We start from the raw sequence: 15,977 nt of genomic DNA, 5'->3' as shown, positions 1-15,977 counted from the left end.
CGATGGACACCCTTGTCTTAGGCTAACGGTTGGCACTATCAACCCCCGTATCGGACTTTCACCGACGAGCAAGCGCCCATGCTGGGCGCACAAATAAAAGGAAACTACCGAGAGGTAGTTTCCATTAAAGAGTTTGGATGCTTATTATCTACCCGTAATAAAGTTCGATTATTTTTCCGAGTAGTCGCTGAGAATTTAGAACAATTAGTTTGTTAAATTTGTCAAGTACTTGCAACGTGTAGATAAAAAGCATTCAGTGACTCTGTAGTTCTAGTATTTCCTGGTCCTTGAATAATATGAAGGAATTTTAAGGAACTAAAAACAATAGTAACCCTTTTGGTTTATATTCCATAAAATAGTAAAAAAACGTTGAATAATAGACAGATGTATTTATAATGAAAAGAAATACAGTTGCTTTTGGAGTTTATTTTAGGGAGATGTTCCTTAATGAAGTTTAAGCTTTCAATTAGGGTTAAGTTGGCAACTGCTTTTATCCTATTAACAATAGCGGTGACAACTGCTGTCGGCAGTTTAACTTATTGTGCTGCGGCCAAGGTTTTAAAAAATGAATTTGATAACAAATTAAAAGGGATTGCTAGTGCCAGTGCCCTAATCATTAATAGCGACCAGCATGCCTTGTTTCACCCTGGTGATGAGAAAACAATTATATTTAAACAGCAGCTTACTAAGCTGCTGCAAGTCCAAAAAAATAATCCAGATATTGCTGCAATTTATACAATGGCTCAAAAAAACAATACTTTAGGATATTTTGTCTTAGATACGTCAACAGATCCTTCTCCCATTGGGGAGGAATATGAGTTAGAACCGGAAATGCGGGAAGCTTTGCAAGGAAAAATTGTAAACACGAAAGGGTACTATACGGATAAGTGGGGTACTTATAAATCAGCTTATGCCCCGATTTTTAATGGTCAGGGACGAATAGTTGCATTTCTTGGAGTAGATATTTCGGCTGATAAAATAGCAAGTGAGCTAGGGAAACTTCGCAGAAATATTTTTATCTTTAGCTTTATAGCTAGTTTGTTTGCCCTAACCTTAAGTATTTTCTTAGCTCGTTATTATAGTAAACCACTGCAAGTAGTTTCTGCAATACTTGGCGAAATGGCCGAGGCAGGAGGAGACTTAACTAAGAGAATAGAGATTAAGACTGGCGATGAAATTGAGAAATTGGCTCATTCAACTAATAAGATGCTGCAAACTATTCAACATATGATTAGCTCCATCTATAAAATTGCCCAACTAGTGCTGCAGCAAAGTAAGACTTTAGCTGATACTGCTGCTAATTCCAACGCTGTAACTGAGCAAGTGGCCAAATCTTCCGCTCAACTAGCTACTGGAGCTGAGGAGCAAGCAAATGGTATTGAGAATGCAGTTTTAAAGCTAAATGACATAGCTAACACTATTACTAATATCTCTGTTTCCAACCAAGAAATTGTGAACCAGACTCAACAAACAAAAAATGTGACCATAGAAGGACAGCAGGCAGTGGCAAATGCCATAAGCCAGATGGAAAGGATTAAAAAAACCGTAGAATTTTCGGCTCAGGAGGTACAAGGATTAGGAGAGCGTTCGGGACAAATTGCCATAATGTTAGATATGATTAAAAATATTTCCGAACAGACAAACCTTTTAGCCCTCAATGCAGCTATTGAAGCTGCTCGAGCTGGAGAAAACGGACGTGGCTTTACAGTTGTAGCAGAAGAAATACGCAAGCTAGCGGAACAATCCAAAGGGGCGGCCCAGGAGATTACCCAGCTAGTAACAAGTATTCAAGCTGCTACTGAAGAAACTGTAGATGCAATGTCCGCAAGCACTACTGAAGTGCAACAAGGTATGACAACCATTCAAAAAACGGACAGAGCTTTTCAACATGTTTTGCAATCTGTTGAGGAAATTACAGTGCGCATTGCAGAGTCAACTAAAGCTATTCAACAGATAGCTGATTCCAGTCGGAATGTAGCTGGCTATGTGGAAGATATTAAAGCAATTACAGAAGAAACGGCAGCTTCTACGGAAGAAATTGCTGCATCAATTCAAGATCAGTCTGCTCATATTGAGCGTTTAACTGCAGCTTCTCAAGCAATTGAACAAGATGCCGGAGAACTACAAGACTTAATTGCTAAATTTAAATTTTAATACTACTTAGTTAATTGCTGCCTTACCATGGAACAAATGCAATGGTAGGGCAGTTTTAATTTTTGGCCATTAATTTAGGTGCTTTTTGGCAATGCTATGCTATATTATTAGTTAAAGGTAATACAACTAAGGGAGGCGTGTATTTGATTATGGAAGGGGAAGCTCTACGGGAGAGGTTGCAAAACTTGGTACAAGAGAGGGGAGCCAGTCTCTTTGGCGTTGCCGATTTGTCAACAGTGAAAGATTATATCGCTGACATTTACGGTGAGGATTTATTGCATTTAGATAGGGCAGTTGTCTTGGGAATGCCTTATCCAAGGGGAGTTGTAAATCAGTTAGAGGCAGGACCTACCCATACATATTTACATTATTACAAGGTTTTAAATACTAGATTAGATGATTTAGCTTTAAGGATAGCTAATATTCTTCAGGATGAAGGATACGAAGCTTTTCCCATTCCTGCTTCCCAAAGAGTGACTGAGGATAAGTTGGCGGGAATTTTTTCCCACCGTTTGGCAGGGAGCCTAGCAGGGTTAGGCTGGATTGGGAGAAATTGCTCCTTGATTAATCCTCAATACGGCCCTCGATTGAGGTTAGTAACTGTGCTGACAGAAGCACAGCTGCCTACGGATCAACCCTTAGATAATAAATGTGGACAATGCAGAGCTTGTGTAGAAGCGTGCCCGGCTGCTGCTTTAACTGGGGAAGAATTTAAAGGAGAAGATCCTTTGGAAAAGCGTTTTGCTGCCAAACAATGCGATGAATATTTAAGTAAAGTACGTGTGACTTTTGGAAAAAGGATTTGCGGCCGCTGTCTAGCCGTTTGCCCTTGGGGTAAGAAGTCAACTAGGAGGAATGAAAATGTCGGAGTTAAGTAAAGGTCAAGAATTAGAAAAGAAACTTATTTGGAAAGAACAACTAGTGTGGGAAAAGATAGGAGAACAGGAAAAGGAGCAAATTTTCAGTTTAAATGAAAAGTATAAAACTTTTTTAGACCGTGCCAAGACAGAAAGGGAAGGGGTAGAATACATAGTTGAACAAGCCCAAAAAGCTGGATTTAGGGCTTTGGAAGAATATATAGCCCAAGGTCAAATCGCTCCGGGACAAAAATTTTACAGTGTTAACCGCGGCAAAATGGTAGTCTTAGGGATTATGGGTGCTACACCCCTTGCTGAAGGTGTCCATTTAGTTGGGGCACATTTAGATGCTCCACGTTTGGACCTAAAACCCAATCCCCTTTATGAAAGTGAAGGTTTAGGACTCTTAAAAACCCATTACTATGGGGGAATTAAAAAATATCAATGGTTAACAATCCCTTTGGCGATTCATGGAGTAATTGTTAATTCTCAAGGGAAGAAAATTAAAATAGCAATTGGTGAAAAGGATTCTGACCCAATTTTCACCATAACAGATCTTTTGCCACATTTAGCTAAAGAACAAATGAAAAAAACCATGACGGAAGGGGTTACTGGAGAGAGCTTAAACCTACTTGTAGGCAGTATTCCCTATAGTGATGAAGAGGTAAAGGAAAAAGTAAAATTAGCACTTCTAGATCAGTTGCACCGAGAGTATGATTTACTTGAAGAGGATTTAATTAGCTCTGAAATTGAAATAGTTCCAGCGGGCAAAGCTAGGGATTTAGGGTTAGATCGCAGTATGATAGGTGCTTATGGACAAGATGACCGGGCCTGTGCCTTTCCTAGTTTTACGGCAATCTGTGAATTGGAAAAGCCGCAAAAAACTGCTCTTGCTTTTTTTACGGATAAAGAAGAAATTGGAAGTATGGGCAATACAGGAGCCAAATCTAGATTTCTAGAATATCTGTTGGCAAGGATGTGCCTTTTAGAGAAGAAAAACACACTTGCCCTAGAGGTATTAAATAATTCCCAAGCACTATCTGCCGATGTGGTTGCTGCTGAGGATCCTAACTATGAAGGAGTAATGGATAAAAGAAACGCAGCTGCTTTAGGCCGGGGCGTAGTTTTAACGAAATATACAGGTGCCGGCGGCAAATACGATGCCAATGATGCCCATGCGGAGTTTGTAGGAGAAATAAGAAATTTATTTAATGAACATGGTGTGGTGTGGCAAGTAGGAGAACTAGGCAAAGTAGATCAAGGGGGCGGGGGCACTATTGCCCAATTTTTAGCAGACCAAGGCTTTGAAACCTTAGACTGTGGCCTTGCCCTTTTAAGCATTCATGCTCCCCTGGAGGTTGCTAGTAAAGCCGATATCTATATGGCTTACAAGGCTTATCGGACTTTCTGGGAAAAGTAAAGCAAAGAGGGTGTTAAAATGGCGGAAAAAATACGTTTAACCCAATACGCTAAAGCCGCAGGCTGAGCAGCTAAAGTAGGTCCGGGGACCTTAACAGACCTTTTAAAAACATTGCCTGAGTTTGCACACCCTAATTTGCTTGTTTCCGGGGCAACTATGGACGACGCCGGAGTTTATAAGTTAACAGAGGAAACAGCACTAGTACAAACAGTTGATTTTTTTACTCCCATGGTTGATGATCCCTATATTTTTGGTCAGGTAGCAGCTGTTAACAGTTTAAGTGATGTTTATGCCATGGGAGGCAAACCGTTGACGGCAATGAATATTATTACCTTTCCAACTAGCTGCTTAGATTTAGGAATTTTACGAGAGATTCTAGCCGGCGGCGCAGAAAAACTAAAAGAAGCGGAAGCCCTTTTAGTAGGAGGTCATACTGTAGAAGATAGTGAACCTAAATATGGCATGGCCGTTACGGGAATAGTGGACCCTCAGGAAATTTTAACCAACCAAGGGGCTCAAGAGGGAGATGCACTAGTTTTAACGAAACCAATTGGTGTAGGAATTTTAACTACTGCTTTAAAAGGTGAGCTGCTTACTGCCAGGGAAATGGATGCAGTAGTGGATACAATGCTTGAATTAAACAAAACCGCAGCAGAGCTGCTAAAAGATTTTGAAGCTCATGCTTGCACAGATGTTACAGGTTTTGGACTTTTAGGCCATGCTTGGGAGATGGTTAAAGACAGTAAAGTTTCTTTTAAGTTGCAGTTAGGAAAAATACCAGTTATAACTGGTGCCTACGATTACGCCCAAATGGGAATTGTTCCCGGAGGGGCTAGAAGGAATCTGGCTTACTTACAGCAAAATGTTGACTGGCTGGGTCAAATTGGAGATGTAGATAAGGATCTACTTTGTGACCCCCAGACGGCAGGAGGACTATTAGCAGCTTTGCCTCAAAGCCAAGCTGATCTGTATTTAAAAGCTTTAGCAAAAAAGGGAATGGAAGCCAGCATAATAGGAGTTGTAGTGCATGGTGCCGGAAAAATTATTGTAGAGGGGAATTAAAATGGAAAAACAAGTTGATGTGAGAGGTATGTCCTGCCCTCAACCAGTTATTATGACTAAAAAGGCTCTTGAAAATTTGGAACAAGGGAAAATTGTGACCATTGTTGATAACGAAGTCGCTAAAGATAATGTAGTCAGACTGGCTGAGAGCATGCACTGCCAGGTTAAGGTTGAAAACAAGGGCACTGAATATTATGTTCATATTAATAAAAAACCACAGCAAGGAATGGAGACGGGTTTAACCATCGAAGGCGGTGCTTTGTACTTAGTAAGCTCAGATAAGTTAGGCCAAGGGGATGATGAGTTAGGGCAAATACTAATGCGCAGCTTTTTCTATAGTTTAGCTGAAAGTGAGTGTGCGCCGGTTAGGGTTATCTTTCTAAATTCAGGGGTAAAATTGGCTTGCGAAGGCTCTGAAATTTTGTCCGAACTAATTGCCTTGGAAAAGAAAGGCGTGGAAATATTGGCTTGCGGTACATGTCTGGACTTTTATCATTTAAAAGAAAAACTTTGTATAGGTAAAGTTACCAACATGTATAATATTGTGGGCCAATTAAACCTAGCAGTTAAAGTTATTTCTTTATAAAGGTGAAAAATGAAATACTTGATTTTACTTTTAGCCATCGTGACATTGCTGACCGTGGGCTTTGGACTGAGGCGGAAAAAAAAGAATAGCCAAGAAAGGGAAAAATTAAGCTGGCCGAAAGAAAATTCCTCAGTAGCAGAAGCCAGGAAGGTTCTAGAAAACCGTGACCCTTGGGAAATAGCAGCGTGGCTAACTGCTCATTTCCCTTCTTCAAAGGAGATTTGGCCAAATCTAAAAACAGCCTGCCATGAGCTAGGGCTAGAAGGCATTTATCTAGGTGCCTTAGGAGAACGAAATGCCAAAAGAGACCTGGCTTTAGAGGTATTAGCCCTAATTGGTTCGGAAAAAAGCCTGCCTCTTTTGTTTGAACTATTAACCAACCGGGAAGAACGGATTAGTTTTTTAGCTTGCCAGACTATAGTTAGGTTAGGTCTTATTGAGGCTGTGCCTTATGCCGTAGATGCTTTATTGTTTCCAAGCCGTATTTTGCCTGCTCGAAGTGGGGAAATCTTAACAGCTTTTGGCTCAGAGGCAGTTCCGTACATCTTAAAAGCACTGCCTCAGGCCGATAGCCGAGGGAAGATTCAGATTTTAGAGCTCCTTGGGGAGCTTAAAGATAAAAACTCTTTGCCAGGTTTGGAAAGCTGCCTTACTGACCCAGAGGGAGATGTGCGAGCCCAAGCGGTAACTGGTTTAAGCCATTTTCCCGAAGCAGGGCCTATGCTGCTGAGGGCTTTAAAGGATAGCCATTGGAAAGTCCAGGCTGCTGCCGCCCGGGGCCTCGGCAAGTTAAAATATAAGGAAGCCGTTCCTTATTTACAAAAGCTATCCTCTGCTGAAGATTGGCACCTGAAGACTAGTGCGGAAGAAGCTTTAGAAGAAATTGCTGCTGCAAATCAGGCTTATGTTAAGGAGGACAAGTAAAAAGATGGAACTAAGTTATGCTATTCCTACTAAAGTTTTTGCTGGAAATAATATAATTCTTCAGAAATCAGATTTTTTAACTAATTTAGGAACTCGGGCTTTATTGGTGACAGGCCATAGTTCTGCCCAAAAAAGCGGTGCTTTAGCTGATGTAGAAAATATTTTAGCAAAGCAGCAAATTAGCTATGCTATTTTTAGTGATGTTGAGGAAAACCCTTCTATGGAAACAGTTATCCAAGGGGCTAAAATTGCTCAGAAAAAGGAAATAGATTTTGTAGTAGGTATAGGAGGAGGTTCCCCTTTAGATGCTGCCAAAGCTATTAGTATAATGGCAGCCAGTAAGTGTTCCGAAGAAACTTTATTTACCCAGAGTGGACTAGACTATTTTCCTGTGGCGGCCATACCTACTACTGCCGGAACAGGGTCAGAAATAACTCCTTATGCTGTAATTACAGATTGGAAAAGCAGAAGGAAAAGAACTTTACCAACTAATCTTTTTCCAGAGGTTTGTTTTTTAGATGCTAATTACACAGCCTCAGTGCCTCCACAAGTGGCAGTTAATACAGCTATTGATGCTCTGTCCCATTTAATTGAAGGATATTTAACTAGAAACACTAATCCCTACAGCGATGCTTTAGCCGAAAAGGGATTGGCTATTTTTGCTGAATGCCTACAATTTATACAGGAACGTAAATTCCAGCAGGAAGTACGGGAAAAACTGCTTCTTGCTTCTAATTTAGCGGGAATGGTCATTGCCATAGCTAGAACTTCTATACCCCATTTCCTTGGCTACCAATTGACTCTGGAAAAAGGTATAGCCCATGGCAAGGCTAATGGCCTATTATTGCAGTCCTTTTTGGCATTTCACCAAGATCAAAAGAGGGTTAAGATAATTTTAGAAAAGTTAGGATTTGTAAATTTGTCAGAGCTAGGCAGCTTTTTAAAAGAAATACTTAGCGTAGGCTCTGAAGAACATTTTACAGAAGCAGACTTACAACTATATCTGCAAAACGCAGCTAATAACTTGGAAAAATTACGTAACCATCCTTATCCAGCTACAGTTGAAGATCTTTATACTATCTATGAGGAAAGTTTATTAAATTAAAATGGAGGATGTTTATGCCGGTAATGCAGTCCTTGTTCAGTTATCAGGTAGGTTTGAATCTTTTGGAGGCAGTAGGCATAATTGTTTTAATACGCTTGGGAATCCAAGTAGTTAATTTAATAGTGGGACATTTCTTTAAAATTTATCGGGCCCAAAATACTACTGCTGATGAGACTTTAGTGTCTAATTTAGAAAATACAATTAAAAAATTTTTAATTTACTCAGGGTACATTGTAGGCGGTATTATTGGCCTGGAATTATTAAATATCGGTTTTGTTGAAGCTGAAGATTTAGAACAATACAGCTTTAAAATACTGAGAGTTATCTTAATTTTAGTGGCCAGCCGCTTAATCTTAAAACTAGGCTGGGCTGTAGTAGACCATTTATTCCTAGAGCAGGAAAATGGAACAGTCTTTAGCCTTCATCGCCGGGCTGGAACTCTGAGAGCTTTACTGCGCAGTATTTTAAAATATACCATTTATTTTATTGCAGCCATGATGATTCTAGAAGTGTTTAATGTAAAGACTGGTTCTATACTTGCTGGAGCTGGAATTGTAGGTTTAGCTGTAGGCTTTGGTGCCCAAAGCTTAGTTAAGGATGTAATTACAGGTTTTTTTATAATTTTTGAAGATCAATTTACAGTTGGGGAATATATTACAACAGCGGGGGTAACGGGCACTGTCGAAGAGCTAGGACTAAGGACTACTAAAATTAGGGAATGGACAGGACAGCTGCATATTATTCCAAATGGAGAGATTACCAAAGTAACAAATTTTAACCGCGGGCAAATGTTAGCTGTAGTTAATTTAGGTATTTCTTATGAAGTGGATTTAGACTACGCTTTAGAAGTTTTACGCCAAGCTTGCCAGGAAGCTGCTGAGGAAATACCTTCTTTAATCGAAGTCCCTGTTGTCCAAGGAGTTACCGAACTGCGGGATTTTGATGTTGTAATTAGAGTAACTGCCCGGACTTTAGCAGGAGAACAGTGGGAAGCGGAAAGAGTATTGCGTAAGAAGTTAAAACAAGCTTTAGATGCTCACGGAATTGAGATACCTTACCCTAAGAGAGTAATTATAACTAACCCTGCAAATGAAAATTTAAATCAAACTCAACAGTCAGAGGAGCTGAGGGGGTAAAATGCAGTTTAACCTAGGAGATATAGTTGAAATGCGTAAACCACACCCTTGCGGAAGCAATCAATGGCAGATAACTCGGGTGGGTATGGATTTCAAAATTAAATGTTTAAAATGCGGGCGTTTAGTCATGCTTTCTAGAACAGATTTTGAAAAAAGAGTGAAAAAAGTATTGATTCCTCAGGAATAGTTGTATTTAACAATTTCTAATGTTATAATAATAAACTAGCAGTTGCATAACTGCTGATCCCTGCTCCGTAGGGGGCCTTAAGTCCGAAGGGAGGTGAAGTGTCGTGCGTAATTATGAAACCCTATACATTATTAAACCTGACGTAGAAGAAGAACAAACAGCAGCTTTAGTTGAGAGATTTAAACAAATCGTTGAAGGCAACGGTGGAGAAGTTACTAAGGTTGACCAATGGGGTAAACGCAGACTTGCTTATGAGGTGGATAAATACCATGATGGTTTTTATGTGCTGATGAACTTCAAAAGTGAGCCAGCAGCAGCACAAGAACTAGAGCGTATTTTCAAAATCACTGATGAGATGCTGCGTTACTTAGTCGTTCGCTTAGATGAAGAAAAAGCCAGCTAAAAGGGGTGTTAACCTTGCTGAATAAGGTTATATTAATCGGGCGCTTGACTAGGGACCCAGAACTGCGCTATACAGCTAATGGAGTAGCAGTGGCTACTTTTACCTTAGCCGTAGACAGACAGTATGCTAATCAGCAAGGACAACGCGAAGCTGATTTTATTCGCATTGTTGTGTGGCAAAAGCTAGCTGAGGTTTGCGCTAACAACTTAGGTAAGGGCCGTTTAGTTGCTGTGGAAGGCAGACTGCAAGTCAGGTCTTATGATGCAGCTGATGGGCAAAAAAGGCAAGTATCAGAAGTAGTTGCTGAAAATGTCAGGTTCCTGGATTGGCCTAAGGAAGGAAATAAAAGCGGTGGGACAAACTTTGGAAATGAGCCAAACCTTTCTACCGATTTTGACCTTCCCGGAGATGATCTTCCATTTTAATGTATAGGAGGGGATAAAATGAAACGTGAACGTCGTCGTTCCCGGAAACGCGTATGTAGTTTCTGTGTAGATAAAGTCGAAGGTATTGATTACAAAGATGTTCATAAGCTTAAAAAGTATGTGACTGAACGTGGGAAAATACTACCTAGAAGAATTACAGGTAATTGTGCCGGACATCAAAGGCAGCTAACAACAGCTATTAAAAGGGCTAGGCATATTGCTTTGTTGCCTTTTACAACAGCGGAATAAGCAAGAAGGTAGTAAGGAGGGAGCACTGCTCCCTCCTACTTTTTAAATAAAGGAAAGGTGTAAGAAATGAAGGGAGAATACCTTAAACCCTCATCTTTGGCTGAAGGGGCGCTATTAGCGGCAGTTGCAGTTCTCATAGCTTTACTTGGTCTATATATTCCTCTTTTGGGCATTATAACTAATTTCCTTTGGACTATTCCTATTATCATTCTTTGCATTAGGCAGGATATGCGCACAGGCCTGCTTGGAATGCTGGTAACTGCTCTTTTACTAAGTATCTTTGCCACTCCTTATAGGGCCTTAATTATAGTTTTACAATATGGTGGAGCAGCCTTAGTCTATGGGTATGCTTTAAGAAACCATTGGTCCTTTGGAAAAACATTATTTTATGGCAGCATGGCTGCTATTGGAGGAACTATTGGGGCCCTGGGATTGTTCTTTGCTTTAGCAGGTTTTTCACCCCTTCAATTTGATTTACAAGGAGTTGTTAATTCAAGTCTCCAGATGTATCGGCAAATGGGCGTTTTAGAAAAATTTAGTCAAAAAGGCATCTCCGAAGCTGAATTACGCCAAATGGTTACTCAAATGGTTACCTTTATCCAGGCAGTAATTCCTGCTTATATGTTATTAAGCTCTTTGGCAAATGCCTTATTAAGCTTGCTCCTTAGCCGGAAAATACTGCAAAAATTACGTATTCCTATTCCAAAGGCAGCACCCTTTTCTCAATGGAAGTTGCCTTGGTATTTTATCTGGCCATTTATTCTAGGCTTGGGGGCATGGTTATTTACAGACTACTTAGGTTGGCCTCCACTAAAAACAGTAGGGCAAAATATTGTTATTTTCTATTTTCCAATATTCACCTTTATAGGTATAGCTGTTGTCAAATATTATTTTCAAAAAATTGATTTACTTTTGATTAAACTAGGGCTTATTTTGTTAGCCGTATTTAATTTACCTGTATCTATTTCCTTTTTAATTTTGCTAGGCATGTTTGATACTGTTCTTGACTATCGACGATTGGGGAAAAGCAAAAGCTAGGAAGCACCAATTTAGCCAGATTGTAGGGTCTATCTTTTTTGCTTCAGAAGTACTAATATATTTTTAGCTACATAATAATTTGCACGAAATTTATTGTTTGGGGGTATGGCAAATGAAAGTTATTCTAAATAAAGAAGTTAAGAGTTTAGGGGCAAAAGGAGACGTTGTTGATGTTTCTGATGGATATGCCCGCAACTATTTATTCCCCAAAAAGTTAGCCAAAGAGGCAACAGCCGGCAATCTGAAGGAATTAGAGCTAGCAAAGAAAAAACAGTTACAACTTAAAGAACAGGAAATCTTAAAGGCTAAGGAAACAGCAAAAAAAATTGAGGGCAAAATACTGAAAATAAGCGGCAAAGTGGGAGAGAACGGTAAACTTTTTGGCTCTGTGACTAGCAAAGAAATTGCTGAGCTTTTAGAAAAGGATTTTAATCTTGCTGTCGATAAGCGAAAAATTGACTTAAAAGAAGCCATTAAAGCCTTAGGTTCTTACCCGATTACGGTACGTATTCATCCCCAAGTGAGTGCTAAAATTACTGTCCAAGTCTCCGGGGAATAACAAGCACATATTGCAAAGGAAGGTCTAAGAAGTGGAAAAAGAACAGCAAGATATGCAAATAAACGACATTTTTAGCTTCATTACAGCTGAGAGCCAAGAAGAAGATCGACAGGTAGCAGCCCTTTTCCGGGTATTGTGCAATGTTTACGGGACTGACCGTTTGGTTTTAAAAGCCAGCAAATTAGAGGCTCTGGACTTACTACGTTCTAAGGACCTTGCTGACAAAGTGCTGGCGTTGCAAAAAATCGTCTATGAAGATCCTACTTTAGATCAAATACCTGTTCAAGAAGAAATACCGGTTATCTTAGAAGAAATAGAGGATGAAATAGCTAACGATATGGCTCGGCGTGTAGTGGAAGATAAATTAGACGCTAAAATCGCTGAAAAAATGCAAGAACGTCATGAGGAATATATTCAGGAAATAAAGCTTCAGGTTATAAAAGAAAATGCAGGGCCTGAAAATGCCCAAACCTTAAAAAAACTAGCTGTATTGGAAAAGTTAAATCAAATTCAGTTAGCCAAAACGGCTATGGAAGTGCTGCGCCCTTCTAAATTAGAAGAAATTGTGGGTCAGGAACGAGCAGTGCGGGCTCTCCTGGCCAAGGTAGCTTCCCCTTTTCCGCAGCATATTATTGTCTATGGTCCTCCAGGGGTTGGTAAGACGACTGCAGCTAGGCTGGCTCTGGAAGCGGCTAAAAGTGTTAAAAGAACCTCTTTCCGTAAGGAAGCTCCTTTTATCGAAGTCAACGGGGCAACTTTGCGCTGGGACCCTAGGGATGTGACTAATCCTTTACTAGGTTCTGTCCATGATCCAATTTATCAGGGTGCCAAGAGAGATTTGGCTGATACGGGTATTCCTGAGCCTAAATTAGGTTTAGTTACAGATGCTCATGGGGGGATCCTCTTTATTGACGAAATTGGAGAAGTTGACCCTCTTTTACTGAATAAATTACTAAAAGTACTTGAAGATAAAAAGGTTGAATTTGAATCATCTTATTATGATCCTCACGATCCAAATGTTCCTAGTTACATTAAGAAAATCTTTGAAGAAGGGGCACCGGCAGACTTTATTTTAATTGGAGCTACTACTAGGGATCCAGGGGAATTAAACCCTGCACTTCGCTCCCGGTGTGCGGAAGTTTACTTTGAACCCCTAACCCCAAAGGAAATTAAACAAATAATTAATAATGCAGCCCAAAAATTAGAAGTAGAAATAGATCCTTTAGTTCCTGATATTATTAGTGAATATACCATCGAAGGCAGAAAGGCTAACAATATTTTAGCAGATGCCTATGGAGTAGCACTGTATCAAGCTTCTTTAGCTGATTTGCCTTCAGATCCATTGGTAATTACTGCAGAACATGTTTTTGAAGTTGTACAGGCTTCTCGCTTGACTCCTTATGTGACGGAAAAAGCTAGTCTTCAACCGGAAGTAGGAAGAATATTTGGCTTAGGTGTCTCTGGCTTTGTAGGCTCCGTCATTGAAATCGAAGCTGTTGCTTTTAAAACAGGAGAAAAAGGGAAAGGAAAAATTCGTTTTAATGATACGGCAGGCAGTATGGCCAAAGATTCTGTTTTTAACGCAGGCAGTGTGCTGCGAAAAATAAAGGAAATTGAAATTGACGATTATGATTTGCACATAAATGTGGTCGGCGGCGGCAACATTGACGGCCCATCAGCAGGTACAGCCATTTGCTTAGTGTTGTTAAGTACTATATTAAATAAACCTTTAAGACAAAATGTAGCCGTTACTGGGGAAATATCTATCCAAGGGAAAGTTAAACCGGTAGGTGGAATTTGCGAAAAAATCTATGGAGCAAAACAAGCCGGCATGACTAGGGTAATTATTCCTGAGGCCAATAAAAAAGATGTGCCAGTAGGCTTAAAAGGTATTAAGGTCATCCCCGTGGCGACAATTGAAGAGGCTGTTAAATGGGCCTTTGCTGAGAATTAAGGTGAGAAAATGAGTATTTTGATTGATCGGGTTCCACCTCAAAATTTAGAAGCAGAGCAAGCTGTCTTGGGTTCTATGCTTCTTGACAAGGAAGCAATTTATAGTGTAATGGAAGTCTTAAAAAGTGAAGATTTTTACCAGGACTCTCATCGCATAATTTATGAAATAATTTTAGAGTTGAATGAGCAAAATCAAGCCGTAGATCTTGTAACTTTAACTGATGAGTTACGCAAGAATAACATGCTGGAGAAGGTTGGTGGGGTTACTTATGTATCCCTTCTTTCTAGTGTTGTTCCTACGGCGGCTAATGCCCGGTATTATGCTCAAATTGTGGCAGAGAAATCCCTTTTAAGGTCCCTTGTCAATGCAGCAACCCAAATTGCCCAAATTGGGTATGAAGGAACAGAAAATGTAGAACAGCTTTTGGATCAAGCAGAAAGCATGATTTTAAGAATTGCCGAGCGGCGGCGGAGTAATTTTTTTACACCAATTAAAGAACTGCTGCTTTCTACTATTGAGCATTTAGAATATTTAGCTGAGCATAAAGGTGAAGCCACAGGAGTTCCTACCTTTAGGGACTTGGACAAGCTCCTTTCAGGTTTACATAAAAGTGATTTAATTATTTGTGCAGCTAGGCCTGGGATGGGGAAGACTGCTTTCTGTCTCAATATTGCTCAAAAAGTGGCTATAAAGCAGAAAATACCTGTAGCTATTTTTAGTTTGGAAATGTCTAAAGAACAATTAGTACAGCGTATTTTATCTGCTGAGGCTATGGTGGATCAGCAAAAACTTCGCTCTGGCTACCTGCAGGGGGAGGACTGGCAGAAGTTAGCAGCGGCAGCGGCAAGGTTGGAAGATGCCCCTATCTATATCGATGATACTCCTAACATTGGAGTTATGGAAATCAGGGGAAAAACTCGTAGGTTAAAAGCCGAAAAAGGCTTGGGATTAATTATCGTAGACTATTTGCAGCTCATGAAATCCAACCATAGAACTGAAAACCGCCAACAGGAAATTTCAGAGATATCTCGTTCTTTAAAAGCACTAGCCCGTGAATTGGATTTGCCTGTGCTGGCATTATCCCAGTTAAGCAGAGCTGTAGAACAGACCCATGACAAAAAACCGGCCTTAAGTCATTTGCGGGAATCAGGTTCAATTGAGCAGGACAGCGACTGTGTTTTATTTATTCATCGCCCTGAATACTATGACCCGGAAACAGATAAAAAAGGAATTGCCGAAATTATTGTTGCTAAGCATCGTCATGGGCCTACAGGCAGTATTGAAGTAGCTTTTTTAGGAGAATACACTAAGTTTTTAGATTTAGCACAGCAACCTTAAACACTTACTCCAGAGTGGAATTTATTTGTAAGGACTTAGTAAGATGTTGACAAAACTGCTTTAGACCAAATAAAGCCTCAGGAGAAATATTCTGTAGGTAATGGGTAATAAGTTCTTGGCGGCGTAAATTGGCAGCTTTTATTAAGGCAATGCCTTTTTCCGTAGGAAAAACCCAAACGTTTCTCCGATCCCCTTCTGATTTTTGCCGCCTGACTAACTCGAGTTTCACTAAACGATTAACTAAACCTGTAATAGCACTTAAGGTCACATTAATTGTCGACGCTAAATCGCTAATTGTAACTTTTTGATTGGCAACGATGTAACGCAAGGTGAAAAATTGTGTTCCAGTTAACCCATCTTCACAGGCCGTGGCTATTCTAAGCTTATGGAATAGTTCTGTAAAAACTATATCTATTTGTTCTGCCAAAGGCTGCTGATTTTCCATAAGTATTCACCCTTCCTTAAATATTTTCATTAATTTAATATATGTTTAAAATAATTAACAAGACTTAAAAATTGCAATTATAGTTTAAACTAATCAATAATGTATAAACTAAGTACAAAGATGGTTATAAAAACT

Annotated in this window: 17 protein-coding genes; 16 read left to right on the top strand and 1 reads right to left on the bottom strand. The window is 39.8% G+C overall.

Going from position 1 to position 15,977, the window contains the following annotated elements; genetic code table 11:
* Nucleotides 1-447 precede the first annotated feature (447 nt).
* The 16 genes from RDV78_08840 (at nucleotide 448) to dnaB (ending at nucleotide 15,397) form a co-directional block, all read left to right on the top strand.
* Nucleotides 448-2,154, top strand: coding sequence for a HAMP domain-containing methyl-accepting chemotaxis protein (locus RDV78_08840; GenBank protein ID MDS1030572.1), 1,707 nt, complete (start codon nucleotides 448-450; stop codon nucleotides 2,152-2,154).
* Nucleotides 2,155-2,216: 62 nt separating this feature from the next.
* Entirely contained in the window at nucleotides 2,217-3,032 is an 816-nt protein-coding gene (locus RDV78_08835) for a 4Fe-4S double cluster binding domain-containing protein (GenBank protein ID MDS1030571.1), read from the top strand.
* Complete coding sequence (locus RDV78_08830) at nucleotides 3,016-4,431, top strand: aminopeptidase (GenBank protein MDS1030570.1); 1,416 nt, start codon at nucleotides 3,016-3,018, stop codon at nucleotides 4,429-4,431. The genes RDV78_08835 and RDV78_08830 overlap by 17 nt, the downstream gene beginning before the upstream one ends.
* An 18-nt stretch (nucleotides 4,432-4,449) precedes the next feature.
* Complete coding sequence (gene selD, locus RDV78_08825; protein ID MDS1030569.1) at nucleotides 4,450-5,493, top strand: selenide, water dikinase SelD; 1,044 nt, start codon at nucleotides 4,450-4,452, stop codon at nucleotides 5,491-5,493.
* A 1-nt stretch (nucleotide 5,494) separates the two neighbouring features.
* Nucleotides 5,495-6,079: a sulfurtransferase-like selenium metabolism protein YedF gene (yedF, locus tag RDV78_08820; GenBank protein MDS1030568.1), complete on the top strand. Its 585-nt coding sequence runs from the start codon at nucleotides 5,495-5,497 to the stop codon at nucleotides 6,077-6,079.
* A gap of 9 nt (nucleotides 6,080-6,088) precedes the next feature.
* A complete protein-coding gene (locus RDV78_08815; protein MDS1030567.1) occupies nucleotides 6,089-7,003 on the top strand; it encodes a HEAT repeat domain-containing protein in 915 nt (304 codons plus the stop codon).
* 4 nt (nucleotides 7,004-7,007) lie between these two features.
* Nucleotides 7,008-8,108, top strand: a complete 1,101-nt coding sequence (locus RDV78_08810) for an iron-containing alcohol dehydrogenase family protein (GenBank protein ID MDS1030566.1) — start codon at nucleotides 7,008-7,010, stop codon at nucleotides 8,106-8,108.
* A 14-nt stretch (nucleotides 8,109-8,122) separates the two neighbouring features.
* The gene (locus RDV78_08805; GenBank protein ID MDS1030565.1) at nucleotides 8,123-9,244 is read left to right on the top strand and encodes a mechanosensitive ion channel family protein; all 1,122 of its coding nucleotides are present in this window, start codon (nucleotides 8,123-8,125) and stop codon (nucleotides 9,242-9,244) included.
* A gap of 1 nt (nucleotide 9,245) precedes the next feature.
* Nucleotides 9,246-9,431, top strand: a complete 186-nt coding sequence (locus tag RDV78_08800) for a DUF951 domain-containing protein (protein MDS1030564.1) — start codon at nucleotides 9,246-9,248, stop codon at nucleotides 9,429-9,431.
* 103 nt (nucleotides 9,432-9,534) lie between these two features.
* Nucleotides 9,535-9,834 (top strand): 30S ribosomal protein S6, encoded by a 300-nt coding sequence (rpsF, locus tag RDV78_08795; GenBank protein MDS1030563.1) that lies wholly within the window; start codon nucleotides 9,535-9,537, stop codon nucleotides 9,832-9,834.
* Nucleotides 9,835-9,848: 14 nt separating this feature from the next.
* On the top strand, nucleotides 9,849-10,259 hold the full coding sequence (gene ssb / locus RDV78_08790) for a single-stranded DNA-binding protein (GenBank protein ID MDS1030562.1): 411 nt from the start codon (nucleotides 9,849-9,851) through the stop codon (nucleotides 10,257-10,259).
* A gap of 18 nt (nucleotides 10,260-10,277) precedes the next feature.
* A complete protein-coding gene (gene rpsR, locus RDV78_08785) occupies nucleotides 10,278-10,508 on the top strand; it encodes a 30S ribosomal protein S18 (GenBank protein ID MDS1030561.1) in 231 nt (76 codons plus the stop codon).
* Nucleotides 10,509-10,574: 66 nt separating this feature from the next.
* On the top strand, nucleotides 10,575-11,546 hold the full coding sequence (locus tag RDV78_08780; GenBank protein MDS1030560.1) for a YybS family protein: 972 nt from the start codon (nucleotides 10,575-10,577) through the stop codon (nucleotides 11,544-11,546).
* A gap of 112 nt (nucleotides 11,547-11,658) precedes the next feature.
* Nucleotides 11,659-12,105, top strand: a complete 447-nt coding sequence (gene rplI / locus RDV78_08775) for a 50S ribosomal protein L9 (GenBank protein ID MDS1030559.1) — start codon at nucleotides 11,659-11,661, stop codon at nucleotides 12,103-12,105.
* Nucleotides 12,106-12,157: 52 nt separating this feature from the next.
* Complete coding sequence (gene lonC / locus RDV78_08770) at nucleotides 12,158-14,059, top strand: Lon family ATP-dependent protease (protein MDS1030558.1); 1,902 nt, start codon at nucleotides 12,158-12,160, stop codon at nucleotides 14,057-14,059.
* 9 nt (nucleotides 14,060-14,068) lie between these two features.
* Nucleotides 14,069-15,397 carry a replicative DNA helicase gene (gene dnaB / locus RDV78_08765; protein MDS1030557.1) on the top strand — a complete coding sequence of 443 codons (1,329 nt, stop codon included), beginning with the start codon at nucleotides 14,069-14,071 and terminating at the stop codon, nucleotides 15,395-15,397.
* 4 nt (nucleotides 15,398-15,401) lie between these two features.
* Here dnaB and RDV78_08760 read toward each other — a convergent pair whose 3' ends face one another.
* Entirely contained in the window at nucleotides 15,402-15,842 is a 441-nt protein-coding gene (locus tag RDV78_08760) for a MarR family transcriptional regulator (protein ID MDS1030556.1), read from the bottom strand.
* Nucleotides 15,843-15,977: the final 135 nt, after the last annotated feature.

Source organism: Bacillota bacterium LX-D (assembly GCA_031628995.1).
Taxonomy (GTDB): domain Bacteria; phylum Bacillota; class DUOV01; order DUOV01; family Zhaonellaceae; genus JAVLUO01.
This window is presented reverse-complemented; position numbering and strand designations above follow the sequence as displayed.

Excerpts from the sequence above, each read along its gene's own strand:
- lonC (MDS1030558.1), top strand. The coding sequence starts at position 12,158 with ATGCAAATAAACGACATTTTTAGCTTCATTACAGCTGAGAGCCAAGAA.
- RDV78_08840 (MDS1030572.1), top strand. The coding sequence starts at position 448 with ATGAAGTTTAAGCTTTCAATTAGGGTTAAGTTGGCAACTGCTTTTATC.
- RDV78_08830 (MDS1030570.1), top strand. The coding sequence starts at position 3,016 with ATGTCGGAGTTAAGTAAAGGTCAAGAATTAGAAAAGAAACTTATTTGG.
- dnaB (MDS1030557.1), top strand. The coding sequence starts at position 14,069 with ATGAGTATTTTGATTGATCGGGTTCCACCTCAAAATTTAGAAGCAGAG.
- RDV78_08760 (MDS1030556.1), bottom strand. The coding sequence starts at position 15,842 with ATGGAAAATCAGCAGCCTTTGGCAGAACAAATAGATATAGTTTTTACA.
- RDV78_08815 (MDS1030567.1), top strand. The coding sequence starts at position 6,089 with ATGAAATACTTGATTTTACTTTTAGCCATCGTGACATTGCTGACCGTG.
- RDV78_08805 (MDS1030565.1), top strand. The coding sequence starts at position 8,123 with ATGCCGGTAATGCAGTCCTTGTTCAGTTATCAGGTAGGTTTGAATCTT.
- rplI (MDS1030559.1), top strand. The coding sequence starts at position 11,659 with ATGAAAGTTATTCTAAATAAAGAAGTTAAGAGTTTAGGGGCAAAAGGA.
- yedF (MDS1030568.1), top strand. The coding sequence starts at position 5,495 with ATGGAAAAACAAGTTGATGTGAGAGGTATGTCCTGCCCTCAACCAGTT.
- RDV78_08780 (MDS1030560.1), top strand. The coding sequence starts at position 10,575 with ATGAAGGGAGAATACCTTAAACCCTCATCTTTGGCTGAAGGGGCGCTA.
- rpsR (MDS1030561.1), top strand. The coding sequence starts at position 10,278 with ATGAAACGTGAACGTCGTCGTTCCCGGAAACGCGTATGTAGTTTCTGT.
- RDV78_08810 (MDS1030566.1), top strand. The coding sequence starts at position 7,008 with ATGGAACTAAGTTATGCTATTCCTACTAAAGTTTTTGCTGGAAATAAT.
- RDV78_08800 (MDS1030564.1), top strand. The coding sequence starts at position 9,246 with ATGCAGTTTAACCTAGGAGATATAGTTGAAATGCGTAAACCACACCCT.